Origin of the sequence: Clostridium coskatii, assembly GCF_001675205.1 — a bacterium.
Lineage (GTDB): Bacteria > Bacillota > Clostridia > Clostridiales > Clostridiaceae > Clostridium_B > Clostridium_B ljungdahlii.
In genome coordinates, this window is sequence record NZ_LROR01000106.1 from 36,370 (window position 1) to 54,548 (window position 18,179).

General features: G+C 32.1%; 15 protein-coding genes and 1 pseudogene. 2 read left to right on the forward strand and 14 right to left on the reverse strand.

All coding sequences use genetic code 11. From position 1 onward, the window contains the following. Positions 1 to 49 precede the first annotated feature (49 nt). The 12 genes from fliY to CLCOS_RS20880 all read right to left on the reverse strand — a co-directional run bounded on the left by fliY (position 50) and on the right by CLCOS_RS20880 (position 12,024). On the reverse strand, positions 50 to 1,255 hold the full coding sequence (fliY, locus tag CLCOS_RS20825; RefSeq protein WP_063600788.1) for a flagellar motor switch phosphatase FliY: 1,206 nt from the start codon (positions 1,253 to 1,255) through the stop codon (positions 50 to 52). Then, on the reverse strand, positions 1,248 to 2,243 hold the full coding sequence (fliM, locus tag CLCOS_RS20830; protein WP_013237612.1) for a flagellar motor switch protein FliM: 996 nt from the start codon (positions 2,241 to 2,243) through the stop codon (positions 1,248 to 1,250). Before fliM ends, fliY begins: the two co-directional genes overlap by 8 nt. A gap of 27 nt (positions 2,244 to 2,270) precedes the next feature. Beyond that, the gene (locus CLCOS_RS20835) at positions 2,271 to 2,672 is read right to left on the reverse strand and encodes a chemotaxis protein CheW (protein WP_013237611.1); all 402 of its coding nucleotides are present in this window, start codon (positions 2,670 to 2,672) and stop codon (positions 2,271 to 2,273) included. Between the two features lie 259 nt (positions 2,673 to 2,931). Further along, positions 2,932 to 3,294 (reverse strand): response regulator, encoded by a 363-nt coding sequence (locus tag CLCOS_RS20840; protein ID WP_013237610.1) that lies wholly within the window; start codon positions 3,292 to 3,294, stop codon positions 2,932 to 2,934. Between the two features lie 33 nt (positions 3,295 to 3,327). Beyond that, positions 3,328 to 3,927, reverse strand: coding sequence for a chemotaxis protein CheC (locus CLCOS_RS20845; protein WP_013237609.1), 600 nt, complete (start codon positions 3,925 to 3,927; stop codon positions 3,328 to 3,330). An 11-nt stretch (positions 3,928 to 3,938) separates the two neighbouring features. Next, positions 3,939 to 6,011: a chemotaxis protein CheA gene (locus tag CLCOS_RS20850; RefSeq protein WP_013237608.1), complete on the reverse strand. Its 2,073-nt coding sequence runs from the start codon at positions 6,009 to 6,011 to the stop codon at positions 3,939 to 3,941. Between the two features lie 12 nt (positions 6,012 to 6,023). Then, a complete protein-coding gene (locus CLCOS_RS20855) occupies positions 6,024 to 6,791 on the reverse strand; it encodes a CheR family methyltransferase (RefSeq protein WP_013237607.1) in 768 nt (255 codons plus the stop codon). A 4-nt stretch (positions 6,792 to 6,795) separates the two neighbouring features. Beyond that, positions 6,796 to 7,899, reverse strand: coding sequence for a protein-glutamate methylesterase/protein-glutamine glutaminase (locus tag CLCOS_RS20860; protein ID WP_063600787.1), 1,104 nt, complete (start codon positions 7,897 to 7,899; stop codon positions 6,796 to 6,798). 22 nt (positions 7,900 to 7,921) lie between these two features. Continuing rightward, a complete protein-coding gene (locus tag CLCOS_RS20865; RefSeq protein WP_013237605.1) occupies positions 7,922 to 8,410 on the reverse strand; it encodes a chemotaxis protein CheD in 489 nt (162 codons plus the stop codon). Between the two features lie 24 nt (positions 8,411 to 8,434). Further along, positions 8,435 to 8,881, reverse strand: a complete 447-nt coding sequence (locus tag CLCOS_RS20870; RefSeq protein WP_013237604.1) for a chemotaxis protein CheW — start codon at positions 8,879 to 8,881, stop codon at positions 8,435 to 8,437. A 124-nt stretch (positions 8,882 to 9,005) separates the two neighbouring features. Continuing rightward, entirely contained in the window at positions 9,006 to 10,958 is a 1,953-nt protein-coding gene (locus CLCOS_RS20875; RefSeq protein WP_063600786.1) for a DUF342 domain-containing protein, read from the reverse strand. A 238-nt stretch (positions 10,959 to 11,196) separates the two neighbouring features. Then, complete coding sequence (locus CLCOS_RS20880) at positions 11,197 to 12,024, reverse strand: aminotransferase class IV (protein ID WP_013237602.1); 828 nt, start codon at positions 12,022 to 12,024, stop codon at positions 11,197 to 11,199. A gap of 249 nt (positions 12,025 to 12,273) precedes the next feature. Between CLCOS_RS20880 and CLCOS_RS20885 the strand changes: the two genes are divergently transcribed. Then, positions 12,274 to 12,918, forward strand: coding sequence for an HAD-IB family hydrolase (locus CLCOS_RS20885; protein ID WP_013237601.1), 645 nt, complete (start codon positions 12,274 to 12,276; stop codon positions 12,916 to 12,918). 57 nt (positions 12,919 to 12,975) lie between these two features. Here the strand turns inward: CLCOS_RS20885 and CLCOS_RS20890 are convergent, their stop codons facing one another. Then, positions 12,976 to 13,323 (reverse strand): DUF1292 domain-containing protein, encoded by a 348-nt coding sequence (locus CLCOS_RS20890; RefSeq protein WP_013237600.1) that lies wholly within the window; start codon positions 13,321 to 13,323, stop codon positions 12,976 to 12,978. A gap of 424 nt (positions 13,324 to 13,747) precedes the next feature. Here CLCOS_RS20890 and CLCOS_RS20895 point away from each other — a divergent pair. Then, positions 13,748 to 14,116 (forward strand): annotated as a pseudogene (locus CLCOS_RS20895) (four helix bundle protein). 250 nt (positions 14,117 to 14,366) lie between these two features. Here CLCOS_RS20895 and nifJ read toward each other — a convergent pair. Beyond that, positions 14,367 to 17,879 (reverse strand): pyruvate:ferredoxin (flavodoxin) oxidoreductase, encoded by a 3,513-nt coding sequence (nifJ, locus tag CLCOS_RS20900; protein WP_063600785.1) that lies wholly within the window; start codon positions 17,877 to 17,879, stop codon positions 14,367 to 14,369. Between the last annotated feature and the right edge of the window lie 300 nt (positions 17,880 to 18,179).

Below are 18,179 nucleotides of genomic sequence, written 5' to 3' on the forward strand. Positions count from 1 at the left end.
TTTCACCATACACATCTTATTTCTAAATTTATTCATACTTATAGTAATATTATCTTCCTAAAGATCTAATTTTTTCCTCATTGCTCACAATTCCCGTTATTCTAACTCCAAAGTTTTCATCTATTACTACCACTTCTCCATAAGCTACTTTCTTACCATTTACCAGTATCTCCACAGGTTCCTCTGCCAATTTATCTAATTCTATAAGAGAACCCGTCCCTAAATTCAATATATCTTTAATGTTCTTTTTTGTTCTTCCAAGTACCACTGATATTTCAAGAGGTACATCCAATATAAGATCTATATTTTTAGGGACAACTTCTGTATCCTGCGATCCACTAAGTGGCTGAAAAGATGCCCGGCTGACTTCTACAGGTTGCTTGTTTACATTTGTTTCTATAGGTTTCTCGTACACCGGTGTCCTTTGCTCCATTTGAGACTGTGCTGGTGCTGGCTGAGACTGCTGTATAGGTGGTTGAGACTCAGGTTGAGGCTCAAGTTCAGGTTCAGTACTAGTACTATCATTTTCAGGTGCACTAGGAGCTGACTCCGCTGGTGCAGTTTCTTCCTGACCCATCATTATAGAAACTACTTTTTTAGCTGTAGCTATAGGTAATACCTGCATTATACTACTATCTACTAGTTCCCCTATTTTAAGGGAAAATGATACTTTTACAACCGTCTCATCTTCACTTATTCCTTCAGTAAGAGGTTTTGTAATATCATTCCATACTTTAGACACAGGAGGGGATATATTTACCTCCCTCATTAGCATAGTAGCCATAGATGTAGCAGCCGACCCTATCATCTGGTTCATAGCCTCAGATACTGCACTTATTTCTATCTCGCCTAATTCTTTAATATCTGGATCTATTTTACCGTCTCCGCCCATCATAAGACTTGCAATTACAGCCGCATCTGTAATCTTCATTACCAGTAAGTTTTCTCCTATTATACCTTCTGTATATTTAACTTCCAAAGCAACATTTGGAACTTCAAATTCATTTTTCAACTCTTTAAGGGTAGTTACAACTACCACTGGAGTAGTTATATTTACCTGCTGGTTTATTATTGTAGAAAGTGCTGTAGAGGCAGATCCCATAGATATATTTCCTATTTCTCCAAGTAAATCTTTCTCTATATCTGGCAACTGTGGGTCATCTTGAGAATTTGTTTCTGATGGTGGATCCGGGGTACTTTCTCCTCCATTTAAAAGTGCATCTATCTCTTCCTGTGAAAGAAATCCATTACTCATAATTTTCCACATCCTTATCTAAAATATCTAATATCTCAACGCCCATGTTCTTGTCTATTACACCAGGCTTTCCATAATAATACACCTTATCTTCCACCATTAGTTTCACAGGGCTTGTAGTTTTTTCCTTTAGGGTCAATACGTCTCCCACATTAAGGTTCAAAAATTCTTGTACCGTAACATCTACAGTTCCAAGTATGGCAGTGAGTTCTACATCAACTATATCTAACCTATTTCTAAGCTTCTCTCTGGACTCATTCAATATATCTTCATCACTGTCCTGAAACCAGTATTGAACTACTAATTTATCAAGTACCTTTTCTATACTCAAATAAGGAATGCATATGTTTATAAAAGTACTGCTGTTTCCCATTTCCACTGAAAAAGTTATAAGTGCAACAGGATCATTAGGTGCAAGTGTCTGGTTTAGTGCAGGATTTGTCTCAAGCCCCTCCACTTCTGTTTCTATAGGCATTACATCTTCCCAGGCCAATTTCAAATTTGATATAAGCCCTGCATTTACAACCTTTATAATATTTTTATCTATATCAGTAAATTCCTTAACTTTGTATTTTCCTTTACCATTTCCCCCTAAGAGCAAATCTATAATTTGAAATACAAATTGAGGATTTACTTCAAACAAAACAGATCCGCTTAAAGGCGGCATTTTAAATATAGTTAAAACAGTAGGATTAGGTACAGAATGAATAAACTCCTCATAAGTTATTTGCTGAACAGATTCCACTTTTACTTTTACATTAGTTCTAACCTGCGCAGTTAAATAATTTGAAATTATTCTAGCATAATTGTCATGAATAAGTTCAAGAGTCCTTATATGATCTTTAGAAAACTTCTGGGGACTTCTAAAATCGTAAGGCTTTACTTTCTGCTTTTCCTCTTCTTTGGGTACTTCATCTGGAGTAAGTTCTCCAGCAGATAAGGCAGCTAAAAGGTCATCTATTTCATTCTGTGATAATACATCTGCCATTCTCTTCCCTCATTTCTTAAGAAAATTCTAATTTGAAAGAAGTTTGTCTATATCAATTAAAGTAACTATACTATCTTTAAAATTTATTATTCCCTCTATATAGACTTTTTTTCCTTCATCATTTATCTTTTCAATAGCATTTTCTTCTACATCTAAAACTTCATCTACTTGATCTACTGTTATTCCCACTAATTCGTCTTCCATTTCCAGTATAAGTATACTGTTTTCACTTATCTCAGCTTTTGGAATATCCATCAAGAGATTTATATCTAGGAGAGATATTACATTTCCCCTTAAATTTATAAGTCCCTTTATGTAAGCTGGCGCCTGTGGGACTTTTGTTATTTCCATAGAATTATTTATACTTTGAACTTTAGCTGTTTCTACAGCAAATTGTTCGTTATTTAATCTAAATATAACAACTTGCATATTTACACCTCCATATACATAGGTACACAAACTATGTAACAAGTATCCTTGTATAAAATTTCAAATCTTAATTTTCTGCTTACCAGATTAAATCAGAAATTAAATATATGGAGTATACTATCCTAGCTATTTAAAGTTTACAATAAATTTAACTCTACTTGATAGTTTTCGTAATAAACCTTGTTACCTTTATACCAGCCATAAAATTTTAATTTCTGATTATCTGTTTAATAATTTACAAATAATTATATTCTTATTATTAAGAAGCTACTACTTTATTTATTGCTTCTAAAACTCTATCCGGTTGAAAAGGCTTTACTATAAAATCTCTAGCTCCAGCTTTTATAGCATCCATAACCATAGTCTGCTGACCCATTGCAGAGCACATTATAATTTTTGCACCTGCATCAAATCCTTTTATTGCCTTAACAGCCTCAATACCATCCATATCCGGCATCGTTATATCCATTGTAACTACATCTGGTTTTTCCTTTTTATATAACTCCACAGCTTTTAGTCCGTTGTTTGCTTCCCCCACTACCTCAAACCCGTTCTTTTCTAATATATCCTTTATCATCATTCTCATAAAAGCAGCGTCATCTACAATTAATATTTTAGCCATTTTCTTCCCTCCAAATTATTTACTACTAAATATTTATCCTATTCCTAAAGCACTTAAAATTTTTTCCATTGAACCAGGCACCGGAATATAATAAAAGTGCCCACTTAACTCTGAATTATTTTGCATAAAAAGTGTTTCTATGTCAAGAACATACTCATCATATTGTCCTGATTCTATAAATGTAGTTGAAAGTATTGCCCCAAGCATATCGCAAGTAGCTGCTGGAACTGATGGTATTACATGCAGTCCAGTAAATTTTGCTATAGAATTCATATAGGAACTAGATATTATATTGCCTATTTCGCATATAACAGAGTTTCCCATATCACTTAGTTCCTCTTCCCTCTGACCGGTTAACATAGAAATCAGATCCATAGCAGTATTCTTTTCAAATATAAACAGTATATTTCCAGGTATATCGCCTAAGATTCTAACTATTACGCCTATAACTACCTCACCTTCACCAATGTTTGTAAAGATGTCGTCAAAAGGCACTATATTTATAGCAGGTACTGTCATATCGACTTTTCTATTTATAAGCTGAGATAATGCTGTGGCTGCATTCCCTGTACCTATATTCCCAACTTCTCTTAATGCATCAAGTTGAATAGGAGTAAGGTTTTTATAGTCCATTATTTTCCTCCTTATACCAGGGCAGCAACATCCAATATCAAAGTTACAAGTCCATTTCCCAATATGGTTGCTCCCATATATTCTTTCAAATTTTTCAGTGTCTTTCCAAGAGGTTTTATAACAATTTCCCTCTGTCCAAGTAAGGAATCTACCATAAGTCCTACAGTTTTTTCTCCTACCTTAACTATTACTATATAATTTTTGTTGCTAGCTGATTTTTCAACACCAAGTTTTTCATAAAGTCTTATAAGAGGTATTACATTTCCATTATATATTATAACTTCTTTATTATTAGTCATCTTCACTAAATCATCTTTATAATCTATAACTCTGTCTACATAGCTTAAAGATATAGCCATGGTCTCATCGCCTACACCTACAAGAAGTACTTGAATTATCTGAAGTGTAAGTGGAAGCCTTATTATAAAAGATGATCCTTTGTCTTTTTCACTTACAAGTTCTACTGTTCCACCAAGAGAGGATATTTTGGTCTTTACTACATCCATTCCAACTCCTCTTCCTGATATATCTGTTACCTCGGTATTACTGCTTATTCCCTGCATAAATATGAGATTCTTTATGTCAGCTTCTGTCATTCCTTCAGTATTTATACCTGCATTTTCTGCTTTTTCTCTTATCTTCTCTACAGGTATTCCACTTCCATCATCTTCAACTTTTATTACAGCTTTAGTTCCTTCCTGATAAGCAATAAGTTTTATTTTTCCTACAGGATCTTTTCCCTTTGCAATTCTTTCTTCTTTAGATTCTACACCATGATCTGCTGCATTTCTAAGCAAGTGAATTAGAGGCTCTCCAATTTCATCTATTACTGTTCTGTCAAGTTCTGTATCTGCTCCTTCAATTATAAGCTCCATCTCTTTATCCAGTTCTACGGATAAATCCCTTATCATCCTAGGAAATCTGTTAAATACAGTATCAAGAGGCAGCATTCTTATCTTCATTACTAAATCTTGTAAATCTGAAGTTGTCCTTGCCACCTGTTCTAAAACTTCATTTAATTCATTTAACTTATAACTGCTGCTAATTTGCTCCATTCTTGTCCTATTTATAACCAATTCAGACACCATATTCATAAATTTATCTAATCTTTCCAGATCAACTCTTACAGACTGGTGCATTTTTTTATGAGGTTCCTTTTTAGGAGGATTTTTACTTTTCTTTTGAGCTACTGCTGCTGGTTTTGGCTTTACTACTTCCTGGGCAGCTTTCTTTTCAGCTTTAACTTTTATCTCTTCTTCTTTTTTAGCTGAATCTGATTCCATTTTTTTTGCTTTTTCTGCCTGAATGTCCACGTCTTCCACAGTAACTTCTTCCACCTCAGATATGTTCATCAAAAGTTTATGGACATCTTCTGAAGTACTTTTAGTTAATAAAACAAGGCATATTTCAAATTCAAAATTTTCATTTTCTATATCCTCTGTACCAGGAATAGACTTTATTATTTCTCCTACTGCTTCCAAATCCTTAAATATTAAAAATGCCCTTGCAGATTTCAAAAGAGTATTTTCGCTAAGTTTAATTTTTATTTCATAAGCGTTAAATTCCTTGTCCTCAGCTTGTTTAACTACATTTATATCATATTCATTCAATTCTACCATAGAATCTTTGCCTTTAGATTCCACTGCAGCATTTTGTTCCTGGACATTATCTTCTTTTTCAGGTTTATTAGCTTCACTTTCATCTTTTTGACCAGATATCTTTTCCAATTCTTCAATGATATCCTGAATAGGAGTTTCTTCATCTACTCCATCCTCTATATTTTTTATCATCTGCTCAAGAGTATCCAGGCATTTAAATAAGACTGTAACTACATCTTGGTTTACTTTTAGTTGTCCATCCCTAAATTCAGATAGTACATCTTCCATTTTGTGAGTAAGTTCAGCCACTTCATTAAATCCCATAGTAGCTGCCATTCCTTTTATTGTATGTGCTACTCTAAAAATTTCATTTACCTTATCTATGTTGTCTGGTTCTTGCTCAAGCTGAAGTAATGATTCATTAAGTGTTTGCAAGTTGTCCATTGATTCCTCTAGAAACATAGACATATACTGCGACGTATCCATTTTATTCCCTCCTTATAGCTTTCTATATATAAAGGTAGAAGCCTTCTCAAAGCCATAATCTCTATAATTGTATATGCTTTCAGTGGCCCCGACAAATAGTAGTCCTCCTTTTTTAAGTGACTTGCTAAACTTTTCATATATTTTATCTTTTACATCTTGATTAAAATATATTACCACATTTCTGCATATTATTAAATCAAAGTTACTTTCATAATTTTGAAGTATTAAATCATGCTTTTTAAATGTGATTAAATTTTTTATTATAGGACTTATAATATATTTATCGTCCTTTATAGTAAAATACTTATCTAAATATTCCTTTTTTACATTTTTTACTTCTGATAAAACATATTCTCCCCTTTTAGCCCTTTCAATTATAGTGTTATCTATATCTGTTGCAATTATGGTGTGTCTAACTCCATGAGACAATTCATCCAAATACATAGCTACTGAATAAGGTTCAGCCCCAATTGAACAAGCTGCACTCCATATTTTCAAAGGACTATTTCTAGGAAGTAGTTCTTCCTTTAATCTAACTTTTAACTCTTCAAATATCTCCGGATTTCTAAAAAATTCAGATACATTTATAGTTATAAAGTCTAAAAACTTCTGTCTTTGCTCTCCGTCCCTTTTTAAGAGTTCTATGTATTCATCTATACTTTTAACTCCTACTCTGGACATCAAGCTATTTATTCTCCTATGTAACTGGTTTGGTTTATATGCAGCTAAATTTATATTGAATTCTCTTAAAACCCACTGCTTAAAATAAGCCATATCCATAAGTCTACCTCCCACCAAACTTTATTATTTTTACTATTTCATTTGCTATTTTGTCTATTGGTAAAACTAAGTCCACTTTTCCTGTGGCATAAGCTGCTTTAGGCATACCATAAATAGTACAAGTTGATTCATCTTCAGAAAGTGTAATTCCTCCATTTTCCTTTATCTCTACAGTTCCCTGTGCTCCATCTCTTCCCATACCCGTCAAAACTACACTTATAATATTTTCTCCATATACTTTTGATGCAGATATAAATAGCTTATCCACTGCAGGCCTTACTCCCCAAATGGCAGGTTCTTTGTTCAAATGTATTCTCTTATCTCTCCATACTTCCATATGAAATCCACCAGGTGCTACATAAACAGTATTCTTTTCAACATTCATACCATCCTCTGCTTCTAATACTTTTATTTTTGAATTAGAATCCAATCTGTCTGCAAAAGCCTTAGTAAATCCTGCAGGCATATGCTGTACTACAAATACCGGCACTCCCATGTTCTGGGGAAATTGTGTTATAACTGAATAAAGTGCTTTAGGTCCGCCCGTAGATGCTCCTATCACCACTGCATTTATATCTTTTTTCATTTTTCTATCTACATTTGAACTTGTGACATTTAATGTGGAAGCTTTTTCATTTTTTGATATAGACAGTTGCATATTTTCTTGTGCTTTATTTGGTTTAACTGTATTTGCCAGGTAGGCTCCTTTTATCTTCTCTACAAGCTCAGTTTTAACCTTATTTATATCCAAAGATATTGTACCTGAAGGCTTAGGTAAAAAATCAAAAGCACCCATATCAAGACATTCCATAGTACGCTGTTTTCCTTCCTTGGAGACACTGCTTAAAACTATTACAGGTATATTAATATTCCTTTTTTTCAATTCGCCTAGTGCTGTTATTCCATCCATCTTTGGCATTTCTACATCTAAAGTTATTACATCAGGCATACTATTTTCAGTAAAATTTAACGATAGTTTCTCTAAAAGATCTTCCCCATTTCTAGCAGTTCCTACAACCCTTATAGATTCATCTTCACCTATCATGTCCGAAATAATTTTTCTCATTAATGCAGAATCATCTACTACTAAAACCTTAATTTTTTCCAAGCATTATCACTCCATTAAATTTTTAAATTTCCCTTATTCCAATTCCTACTGTCTTTATCTTGACACCTCCATCATTGGTATCAAATATCATAGTTCTACCTTTGTTACCTCCTAGATCTTCTGCTAATATTGAAATAGAATTTTCTTTTAATATATTCTTTACAGCTTCTCCATTCCTACTTCCTATATTCATAACTACACTTTTATCTGAAAAGTTAAACATAGAAGCCCCACCTGCTATTTTAGCCTTTAAATTTCTTCTATTTACACCTAAGGCTTCTAACTTTTCTATCAAAATAGGAATAGCTAAATCTGCAAATTTCATTGGATTTTTTGTATTTGTAAATTGAGTGCTGTCCGGCAGCATTATATGTGCCAACCCACCTATACACTTTTCCTTATCATATAGAGCTATACCTACACAGGAACCCAGACCAATGGTTATAATTCTATCAGGAGAACTTGCAGTATTCATATCTGCTATTCCCACTCTTATCTCTTTTATATCCATAAATATACACCTTTCAATTTTTAATTATATGAGCTCCTTTTCTTCCTCCGTAAGTATTTTATCAAGATTTAAGAATATTATTATATTATCTTTTATTTTAATGAGGCCTTTTATATATCTTTTTGATATTTGGGACACTATATCAGGTGCAACTTCTATATCTGCAGTATTTACATCAGTAACTTCAGATACAACATCAACTATTATTCCTATTTTATTTCCACTTTGTTTCGTAACTATTATCTTAGCCTCTTTACTTTCTTCCGCTGAAGCAAAACCAAATCTCTTACTCAAGGATATTATAGGAAGTATATTTCCTTCATAATTTATGACTCCCTCTACAAAGTTAGGAGAATCCGGCAGCTTCGTAGTCTCTTCATAACCCAAAATTCTCTCTACTTCCATAATATCTGTAGCATAGTACTCACCATTTATACTAAATATCAATACTTTTATTTCCTTGCCATCCATTTAAAATCCTCCTTAAATAATATTGTTAGCCATCCTTATAAATCCTCATTTAAATCAATTATTACATAATTATAGCATATATCTACTTAAAATAGCATAAATCATGCATTTTGCAACAGGATTTTTATAGAACAAATTTGTCAACTACTATATCCCCTTCCTTCAAATACACATGTACATCTTTACTTGGAGAATCTAGAACAATTTCCTTGTTTTCAACTTTAAATACCGTATTATGATAAGCCACATCTGCCCATATATTTCCACCCTTACTTTCTACTTGAAGCTTTGTAGAAACTCCTGCTACACTCCCTACAATCTTACATTTTATTTCATTTTCAGCTTTTAGTATTCCCCCTCTTGCCACACTCTTTTCTTGCAAAAATTCAATGGAACCATTGGCATCAATTTGTGATATATATTCTCCTCTTCCTTTTATTATTATATCACCAGAACTCTGTATATTGGAGTCCTGACAGTAAGATAAAACCACTTTCACAGGAAGTGCCCTTGTGTCTTTTAGTTCCTCTATTTTATCTTCAATAATTTTCATTAGTTCATTTAACTCGGAATAACTTTTAATACTTATAGGTCCCATTCCTATAAGCTTGGTTTTGATAAATCTTACAATTTTATCCTCTTGATAATCATCACTTTCAACATTCAAGTCCGCAATTACATTTATGCCCAGCTTAATAAGTTTCTTGAATTTACTTTCCAATAATATTTTTATTATTTCTCCATCCTTTTTACTTTTGCCAAGCAGATTATAGTCTTTTATTTCTTTTACGGCCCCCACTAACTGTTCCATATTCTTATTAAATTTGCTCAGGTGTTCCATAGCCTTAATCTTCTTTACACTGTCACCGCCACCACATATTTGAGAGCTAACAACAGTTTGTCCTATACTTATATCACCTTTTGCATTTAAACTAGCCCTTTCTACTTCTTTTTCCACAATAAGGTCGTTGCCACATTCTACTTTCATGCCTTCTTTTACATTTCCATGTATAATTATATCACCTATAAAATTTATATTCCCAGTGCTTATATCCACATCTCCATTAATTTCGTGTACCTGATGAACATAATAAGTGTTGCTTTTTATGGAGGGTTTACCATCTATTGATGCTTCAACGGTGTTTTCATCTTTAAGTACACATCCATCTCCAACCTTTATTTTAATTTGTTTTATTGGTTTACATTTTAAAACCTTTCCAGTAACATCAAATCCATCTTTGCCTAAAGTGCCATTATGTTTTATTGCAATTATATCTCCCTTTTTTACAACATTTATGGTACCTATACTTTTAAAGTCTATATTTCCAATCGTATCTTCTTTTAAAACTACGGAGGTTTCAAACTTATTCTCTAGAAAATCATCCTCACCATTTATAGCTTCTTTTCCACAAGCTACTACAAGTTTTTTATCACCGTTTACAACTTCTTTCAAATTTTCTTCCATTATACCATAACTCACTTTATTATTAGATAATTCGTTCTTAATTTCATTTACTGTATACATAGGAGGCTTTATTGATTGAATTATTTCTCCTTCAAAATTCACTTTATGACTCTCATCTTTGTCTTTCAGTTTGTAAACGTTTTTAGGTATATATTTAACTTCAGCATATGCTTTCATTCTATCATCAGATAGATATATATTCATTTGTCTTTTTGGTTCATCTTCTTCAAAAACTATTTCTATTTTATTTTTACTAAATACTTCACATTTATCCTTAACTTCAGCTCCATCTACAAAAATAGATATATTATGTCCCCTATGTATTACCGCAGGTTTCCCATCTTCAATAGGATCCTTTACAATTATTTTGCCATTTTCTAATTTTATGGTTCCATCTTTTTCATTTGTTTTTACAATTTCCTTCTCTGTAACAGAATTTACATTACTCTGGTCTTCTTCCCCAAAAGACACTTCTATTATTACTTTTTTTCTAAAAAGTAATTTGCTTTTCTTAACAATCTTATATTGTAATTTGTCTTTTGGCATATTTAGTTTACAGCTGGCAGATTCTAAGCATTCCTCTAGTGAAGTACCATGAAACAATTCTTTCATAATTATCTCCCCCTAATTAATGAATCTTGCTTAGTGGGAATTTGTTTTTCCCACTAAGTTTAGATGAATTATCCAGAGACGTAGCTACTGTTATCTCCCACCTTGGTAGAAAAGCAGATATCCCAAATCTTTGATTTGGTGATAGTCGCTTTCGCTGTGTGCGTGGGAGTGTTACAGTAGAAAGCCATCGGATAAAAACTTCAATATCATATATAATCTATCTTAAGCCTTCTATGTTCTAATCTGTATCAAAATTTTTTATGTCATCCCTTACTTCTTTATCGTATGCTTTTATAATTTTAAGCAGTACTTTATTGTTTGAAGAATCAAATTTAACGTTTTCCACTTTTTTTATAGGCAGTACTTTTGGTGATGTACCAGATATAAATAGTGCATCAAACTTTTCTACATCCTTATAGCTTACCTCTTTCTCTGACACTTCAAGCCCTATTTTACTGCAGATATCCATTACAACCTTTCTCGTAGTTCCAGGAAGCACATTTTTTAATGGTGCAGTTACAACAGTATTTCCCTTTATCATAAATATATTGGACTTACTTCCCTCTGTAATGTTTCCATTACTATCCACAAGTATAGCTTCAAACACATTCTTTTCTTTTATCGTACTATCTACCTTAGTTCTAAACTCATAATTTATTACTTTTGCATTTGGATTTTCTCTTTCTCCATGATAAAAGATGGTGTCTACTCCCACTTTATACTCTTCTAGAGATGGATAATTATAAGGCAAAAAATAAGACAAAAATGTATTCTTTTCATAGAAATTAAAAATAATCTTTATATTACCTACTGAAATTTCATTTGCCTTTATAAGTTTTAATATACTATTTTTAATATCTTTTTCATTAAGCCATAATCTCAAATTAGTTATTTTTGCTGAATTTTTCATACGTCTTAAATGTAACTTTAAAAAAAGAGGTTTTCCATCTATAATACGTATTACCTCATATATAGACTTTCCATGTTTAAATTCAGCCTCTTTAAATTGTTCTTTGTTTTTTAATTCATTATTATATAGAAAAAATTTTTCAATACACTCACTCATGTAAATCAAATCTCCCTTTCATATATTTTCTTATTATTTAACTAAATGTTGCCATTTAGTCTCTATTATATTCTACATTATTCATGGAAAGTTTTCCACATTAACTATTAATTCTTCATTCTTAACTATTAATTAAAAATATTGTTTCGCAATTTTTCTATTATAATTCTAAACAAAGTCATTTACATTACATAAAGTTTTTAATAGAAGCAAAGTATGATATTATAATTAAATAAGGAAGTGATTCATTTGGAAAAACTCGCTATATTTGACGTAGATTTTACTTTAACAAATAGTGAAACCTTAATGGAATTTTACATATTCATGGTAAAAAAACGTCCTAGACTCATATTATACGCACCTTTTAGCATTATGTCTGCCCTTTTATTTGTACTGAAGGTTTTTAGTGCTAAAAAGGCTAAAGAAAATTTTATTTCATTTATAAATGGAATACGTGAAAAGGATATGGAACTTCTCACAAAAGAATTTTACGAAAAAAGACTAAGTAAAATATTTTACAAAGATGCTCTATATACCTTAAAAAAATTTAAAAATAGTGGCTATAAAATATATCTGATATCTGCTTCTGCAGAATTTTATTTAAAAGAATTATATAAAATAGAGGAAGTTGATAAAATAATAGGTACACGATTTGAAATTGTAAATGGAAAGCATACTAGAAAAATTCTCGGACAAAATTGCAAAGGAGAAGAAAAGGTAACAAGGCTTATGGAATCTTTAAAAAAAGACAACATAGAAGTTGACTTCAAAAATTCTTATATGTTCTCAGATTCACTATCTGATTTGCCTCTCTTTAAATTGGTAGGCAATCCTTATCTTATAAATTACACAAGAAAAGATAACCAGGGGATTGAAGTTTTAAGGTGGAAGTGAACTTTAAACTTTTTAATTGGCAACGTATAGTTAGAAAGACTATACGTCGCCAATTAATTATTCTTCTTCCATTAATTTCTCATAGTATTTTGAAACTTCATCAAATTCGTTATCCTCTGGAATAACAAGCTCTCCTTCATTTTCTACTTTAAATAAATAAGTAGAGCCATTCTCAGGATTCTCAACTACAGCATATTTTCCTTCTTTATATTCAAAACCATCAACTATTTCACAGGAAACTATCTCTCCATTTTCATCCTCTAAATCTACTATTAAAGGATCTGAATCTTCACAGCCGCATCCACAGCCGCAATCATGTTCATGTTCGTGTGTTTCTGTACAGCCACAATTTTCTTCTTGGCTAGTACAGCCACAGTTGCATTCATTTAAATTTTCTTTATCCATAAAGTAAACCTGGCATTTATTATTTGGCGATATGTTACAAATATATTTGCCAGGAATCTTCACCTCCTTTTAACTGTTATGTTCTAATTTTAACCTTAATTGCTCTATAATAAAAGTATTTTTTTAATATTTTTAAATGGACAAACTAATTTATCTTTCTACCATAATAATAAATCTATCTCAATTTGATAGTTTAAGAATAATACGAAGTATTATTCTTAAGAGGACAGAGAACAGGTAACAGAGGACAATTGACAGAGGACAGAGGACAGAGGACAGAGGACAATGAAGGAAGATTTTTCTCCGCTGCACTATGAAAAATCTTTAATTTATAAATCTAGGTTTGAAATTTTAAAAAACTGAATAAATTTATATGAATAAGTCTAATATTTTAGATGAATTGATAAATTTAGGAGGTTAAAAATTGAAAGAAAACTTAACTTATAAAAAAGCCTTTGTTTTTGCAAAAGAAATTGTTAACTTATATAAATATTTGGTTGAAGAAAAGATGGAATACATTATTTCAAAATAGGTTCTTAGATCAGGAATAAGTATAGGAGCAAACGTAAAAGAAGGACTAGACGCTCAAAGTAGACGAGATTTTTTTAATAAGATGAATATAGCCCTTAAAGAAGCATCTGAAACAGAGTATTGGTTAGGACTTTTAATCGCTACTAAATATATTGATGCTAATGCATCAGAGAAATTAATTATTAAATGTAAAGAACTAAATAAAATCCTAAACTCTATTGTTAAAACCACAAAGAAAAATTTAAAAATCATAGAGGATTGACAATTGATACAACCTAAAGACTTGCAACAAAATTATCTAGTTATGAGAAATAATTAAGGGCTTTCCGTAGTGTAATGGAAGAAAAGCAACAATCACTGTCCTCTGTAAATTATCAACTGTCCTCTAAAAAACACTTCAGAATTTACTTACATTAAGTTAAAATTTAGTTATCTAACTAACCCAATTTTTTAGGCACAAAAAAGTACCAGACAGCTTACGCCATCTGATACTTTTTATTAAATTTACTTGATTACTGTTCACTATCAAGCTTTTTATATCCTGCAATTCTTTGAAGAGCATCTTTCTTAGTCTTTTCAAATAATGCATCTGCCTGATCTGGGAATTGTTTAGCAAGTGAAGAGTATCTTACTTCTCCCATTAAGAATTCCTTGAAATCTGTAGTTGGTTCTTTTGAATCCAAGCTAAATGATTTCTTTCCTTCTTCTTTTAATTCTGGATTGTATCTGTAAAGTGCCCAATATCCACAATCAACAGCTCTCTTAGCTTCTCTCTGGCTCTTACCCATTCCAACTCTTAAGCCATGATTGATACATGGAGCATAAGCTATTATAAGTGATGGTCCATGATAAGCTTCTGCTTCATGAATTGCCTTTAATGCCTGATTCTTATCAGCACCCATTGAAATCTGAGCTACATAAACATATCCATAACTCATAGCCATCATTCCAAGATCTTTCTTCTTAGTCTTCTTACCACTTGCAGCAAATTTAGCTACAGCAGCTGTTGGAGTTGATTTTGAAGATTGTCCACCTGTATTTGAATATACTTCTGTATCAAGTACAAGAATATTTACATCCTCATTTGAAGCTAAAACATGATCTACTCCGCCGTATCCTATATCATAGCCCCATCCGTCTCCACCGATTATCCAGTGAGATCTCTTTACTAGGAAGTCTCTGTTTTCATAAATATCATTTAATAAAGTATTGCTACTCTTTTCTTTTTCAAGTAAAGCTGTTATTTTATCAGCTCTTTCTCTTGTTCCTTCACCTTCAGCAAAGTTTTTAATCCAGTCTTCAAAAGCAGCTTTAAGTTCTGCACTTAAACTACCCTTTAAAGCTTCTTCAATTTTATCCTGAAGTCTTTCTCTTGTCTGTTTAACTCCAAGGAACATACCTAATCCATATTCAGCATTGTCTTCAAATAATGAGTTAGCCCAAGATGGACCATGTCCTCTATAGTTAGTTGTGTATGGAGTTGCTGGTGCTGATGCTCCCCAAATTGATGAACATCCTGTAGCATTTGCTATCATCATTCTATCACCAAACAATTGAGTTACAAGTTTAACATAAGGAGTTTCTCCGCATCCTGCACAAGCTCCTGAGAACTCAAGTAATGGTTGTTCAAACTGACTTGCTTTTACACTGTATTTATCCTTCATTGGGTTATCCTTATGAGCTACAGCATTAACAGCATAATCCCAAGCTTCTGTCTTTGACAGCTGAGTATCTACTGGCTTCATAACAAGAGCCTTTTCTTTTGCTGGACATACATCTTCACAGTTTCCACATCCTGAACAATCAAGTGGTGAAATAGCCATTGTAAATTTAAGTCCCTTTGCTCCATTTGCATCTTTAGCTTCAAATCCTTGAGGTGCTTTAGCTAATTCTTCTTCAGTTGTAAGAACTGGTCTTATAGCTGCATGTGGACATACAAATGAACATTGGTTACATTGTATACATTTGTCTACTTGCCATTCTGGAACATTTATTGCTATTCCTCTCTTTTCATAAGCTGCAGTTCCTGCTGGGAATGTACCATCTTCCATTCCTACAAATGCACTTACTGGAAGTTTATCTCCTTCTTGTCTATTCATAGGATTAACTATTTTTTCTATAAATTTAGGAAGTTCCTTTGTAGCTGCTGCTTCATCTTCTGCATCTTTCCATGAAGCTGGAACATCTATTTTAACTACTGCATTTACACCCTTGTCTATAGCAGCGTTATTCATATCTACAACTTTTTGTCCCTTCTTACCATAAGAAGTTACAACTGCTTCTTTCAAGTACTTAACAGCATCATCTATTGGAATGATATTTGCAATCTTAAAGAATGCTGATTGACATATCATATTTATTCTTCCACCAAGTCCAATTTCTTGAGCTATTTTAACAGCATTTAATGTATAGAATTTAATATCATTGTTTGCTATATATTTCTTCATAGAAGCTGGTAACTCTTTCTCCAATTCTTCTTGAGTCCAAACTGTATTTAATAAGAAGTTACCGCCTTTTTTAAGTCCTGCAAGTACATCATACTTATGAACATAAGATTGGTTATGAACTGCAACAAAATCAGCCTTATCTATAAGATATGGTGATTTTATTGGTGATTTACCAAATCTTAAATGAGAAACTGTTATACCACCGGATTTCTTTGAATCATATGCAAAGTATCCTTGAGCATACATATCTGTATGGTCTCCAATAATCTTTATAGCACTCTTGTTTGCTCCAACAGTACCATCTGATCCAAGTCCCCAGAACTTACAAGCTGTAGTTCCTTGTGGTGTTGTATTTATATCTTCTCCTACAGGTAATGAAGTATTTGTAACATCATCAACTATACTTAATGTAAATCTATCCTTAGGTTTATCTGATTTTAAGTTTTCAAATACTGGTAGAATATGTGATGGTAATACATCTTTTGAACCAAGTCCATATCTTCCACCAACTATAACTGGTTGTACTTCTTGTCCATAGAAAGCATTCTTAACATCTAAATAAAGAGGTTCTCCAATTGATCCTGGTTCTTTTGTTCTATCAAGGACTGCAATTTTCTTAACAGTCTTTGGTATGTATTTCATAAAGTGTTTTATTGAGAATGGTCTATATAAATGAACTGTAAGTAATCCAACTTTTTCACCTTTTGTGGTTAAGTAATCAATTACTTCTTCTACAGTTTCACAGACAGAACCCATAGCTATTATAATTCTCTCTGCATCTTTTGCTCCATAGTAATTGAATAGATGATATTCTCTTCCTGTAAGTTTAGTCATTTCTTGCATATATCCTTCAACTATCTCTGGAAGTGCTTCGTAATACGTATTTGAAACTTCTCTTTCCTGGAAGTATATATCAGGATTTTGAGCTGTACCACGAGTTACTGGATGATCTGGATTTAAAGCTCTTCTTCTAAAATCATTCAAAGCTTTCTGATCAACTAATTTTGCTAATTCTTCATACTCTAATAATTCGATTTTTTGAATTTCATGAGAAGTTCTGAATCCATCAAAGAAGTTTACAAATGGAACTCTTCCTTTTATTGCTGATAAATGGGCTACTGCTGAAAGATCCATAACCTGTTGTACTGAACTTTCTGCAAATAAAGCAAATCCAGTTTGTCTTGTTGCCATAACATCTTGGTGATCACCAAATATGTTAAGTGAATTTGCAGCTACTGCTCTAGCTGATACATGGAATACTCCTGGTAATAATTCACCAGCAATCTTATACATGTTAGGTATCATAAGTAATAAGCCTTGAGATGCAGTATATGTACTAGTCAATGCTCCTGCTTGTAGTGAACCATGTACGGCTCCTGATGCTCCAGCCTCTGATTGCATCTCCATAACTTTTACTTGTTGTCCAAAAATATTTTTCTTTCCCTTAGCTACCCATTCATCTACATGTTCTGCCATTGGTGATGATGGAGTTATTGGATAAATAGCTGCTACATCAGTAAATGCATAGGAAATATAAGCAGCAGCAGTATTTCCATCCATAGTTTTCATTTTACGCATAAAAATTCCTCTCCTTTTCAAGTATATAATTAAATCTTTTTATTAAACTAGCAATAGTATAAAATAACTTACATCGTACTATTAGATTTAATACAAAATATAATTTTAAACAACTGTACTTATTTTTTATTTATAATTAATACAGTTTAATCCCGTCACTAGTACAGTAAATAGTACAGCATTTCTTTTACAATTAAAGATTTGTATTAAACATCTAAAAAAGCACATTGAAAAGTACTTAACTATCTTTAATTAAATTAAGTATCTTATGTATTCTACTATTTTAATATACATCAAAAT

Excerpts from the sequence above, each read along its gene's own strand:
- fliY (WP_063600788.1), bottom strand. The coding sequence starts at position 1,255 with ATGAGTAATGGATTTCTTTCACAGGAAGAGATAGATGCACTTTTAAAT.
- fliM (WP_013237612.1), bottom strand. The coding sequence starts at position 2,243 with ATGGCAGATGTATTATCACAGAATGAAATAGATGACCTTTTAGCTGCC.
- CLCOS_RS20835 (WP_013237611.1), bottom strand. The coding sequence starts at position 2,672 with ATGCAAGTTGTTATATTTAGATTAAATAACGAACAATTTGCTGTAGAA.
- CLCOS_RS20840 (WP_013237610.1), bottom strand. The coding sequence starts at position 3,294 with ATGGCTAAAATATTAATTGTAGATGACGCTGCTTTTATGAGAATGATG.
- CLCOS_RS20845 (WP_013237609.1), bottom strand. The coding sequence starts at position 3,927 with ATGGACTATAAAAACCTTACTCCTATTCAACTTGATGCATTAAGAGAA.
- CLCOS_RS20850 (WP_013237608.1), bottom strand. The coding sequence starts at position 6,011 with ATGGATACGTCGCAGTATATGTCTATGTTTCTAGAGGAATCAATGGAC.
- CLCOS_RS20855 (WP_013237607.1), bottom strand. The coding sequence starts at position 6,791 with ATGGATATGGCTTATTTTAAGCAGTGGGTTTTAAGAGAATTCAATATA.
- CLCOS_RS20865 (WP_013237605.1), bottom strand. The coding sequence starts at position 8,410 with ATGGATATAAAAGAGATAAGAGTGGGAATAGCAGATATGAATACTGCA.
- CLCOS_RS20870 (WP_013237604.1), bottom strand. The coding sequence starts at position 8,881 with ATGGATGGCAAGGAAATAAAAGTATTGATATTTAGTATAAATGGTGAG.
- CLCOS_RS20875 (WP_063600786.1), bottom strand. The coding sequence starts at position 10,958 with ATGAAAGAATTGTTTCATGGTACTTCACTAGAGGAATGCTTAGAATCT.
- CLCOS_RS20880 (WP_013237602.1), bottom strand. The coding sequence starts at position 12,024 with ATGAGTGAGTGTATTGAAAAATTTTTTCTATATAATAATGAATTAAAA.
- CLCOS_RS20890 (WP_013237600.1), bottom strand. The coding sequence starts at position 13,323 with ATGGATAAAGAAAATTTAAATGAATGCAACTGTGGCTGTACTAGCCAA.
- nifJ (WP_063600785.1), bottom strand. The coding sequence starts at position 17,879 with ATGCGTAAAATGAAAACTATGGATGGAAATACTGCTGCTGCTTATATT.